Annotated in this window: 2 protein-coding genes; both read right to left on the bottom strand. The window is 75.2% G+C overall.

Annotated features, from left to right (window positions below):
• Positions 1–92: 92 nt before the first annotated feature.
• Positions 93–872, bottom strand: coding sequence for a deoxyribose-phosphate aldolase (deoC, locus tag N869_RS15090; protein WP_084137303.1), 780 nt, complete (start codon positions 870–872; stop codon positions 93–95).
• On the bottom strand, positions 869–1,384 hold a 516-nt coding region (locus tag N869_RS15085; RefSeq protein ID WP_035063018.1), incomplete at its 5' end, for an adenosine deaminase family protein. The genes deoC and N869_RS15085, both read right to left, overlap by 4 nt.

Genomic DNA, 1,384 nt, shown 5'->3' with positions numbered 1-1,384 from the left:
GACCGCCCGCCCCAAGCCCGAGCGGCGAGGCAGACGACGCCGGTAGGTGGCCGGGTCGCGGTCGCCTGCGGATCGCGTGCGGGGTCAGCGGGTCAGTACCCGGCACCGCCGCTGCTGCTGGACCGGTCGTCCGCGGTGCCCTCGGTGCCCTCGCTGCCCTCGCTGCCGTCCACCCCGTCGAGGACCGCCTCGGTCCCTGACAGCCCCAGCCGGGTGGCACCCGCGGCGATCATCTCGAGCGCGGCCTGCCCTGTGCGGATGCCACCGGACGCCTTGACGCCCAGCCGCCCGCCGACGGTCTGCGCCATCAGGCGTACCGCGTGCGCCGTCGCACCACCTGCGGGGTGGAAGCCCGTCGAGGTCTTGACGAAGTCGGCACCCGCGGACTCGGCCGCGCGGCACGCGGCGACCACCTCGTCATCGGTGAGCGCCGCGGACTCGAGGATCACCTTGAGCACCGCAGGTGCGGGGACGGCGGCCCGGACGGCCGCGACGTCGGCCTCGACCGCCGCCCAGTCCCCCGCCTTGGCGGCACCGACGTCGATCACCATGTCGACCTCGTGCGCCCCGTCGGCCACCGCCCGCGCGGCCTCGGCCGCCTTGACCTCGCTGCGGTGCTTGCCCGAGGGGAAGCCGCACACCGTCGCCACCAGCACCGGCGCGGCGTCCACGGGCAGCATCGAGGGAGAGACGCAGATCGAGTAGACGCCCAGTCGGCGCGCCTCGGCCACCAGGGCCTCGACGTCCGCGGCGGTCGCCTCGGGCTTGAGCAGGGTGTGGTCCACCATGCCGGCGACCGCAGCGCGGTCGGGTACGGCTGAGCCGCCACCCAGGGGGGTGTCGTGGTGGGGGGTGGGGCCGTCGGTGCTCATGCGCGGTGCCGTCCGTTCGACAGGGTGTAGGCGGGTAGGAGGACCTCCTGGACCAGCGCCTCGCGCTCGTCGTGGTGGAGGAAGCTGCTGCGGGCCGCGGTCAGGGTCACGTCCCTCAGGTCGGCCAGGGTCCAGCCGGCCTCGTGGACCAGGGCGTGCATCTCACGACTGAGGCTCGTGGCAGACATGAGCCGGTTGTCGGTGTTGACGGTCACGGCGAACCCGAGGCGGCGCAGCGCGGTCACCGGGTGGGTCGCGATCCCTGTGGCGGCGCCCGTCTGGACGTTCGAGCTGGGGCACACCTCGAGGGGGACGGCCTGGTCCCGGACCCAGTGCGCCAGGGCACCCAGCTGCGGGGCCTCGGTGGCGGCCGGGGCGACGGCCCGGTCCAGGCCCTGGACGTCCTCGGCGATGCGCACCCCGTGACCCAGGCGCACCGCGCCGCCCTTGTGGAGGGCGTCGGCGATGGACCCGGGCCCGGCCGCCTCACCCGCGTGCAGCGTGACGGGCAC

The sequence above is a fragment of the Cellulomonas bogoriensis 69B4 = DSM 16987 genome (assembly GCF_000767165.1).
Taxonomy (GTDB): Bacteria; Actinomycetota; Actinomycetes; order Actinomycetales; family Cellulomonadaceae; genus Actinotalea; species Actinotalea bogoriensis.
This window is presented reverse-complemented; position numbering and strand designations above follow the sequence as displayed.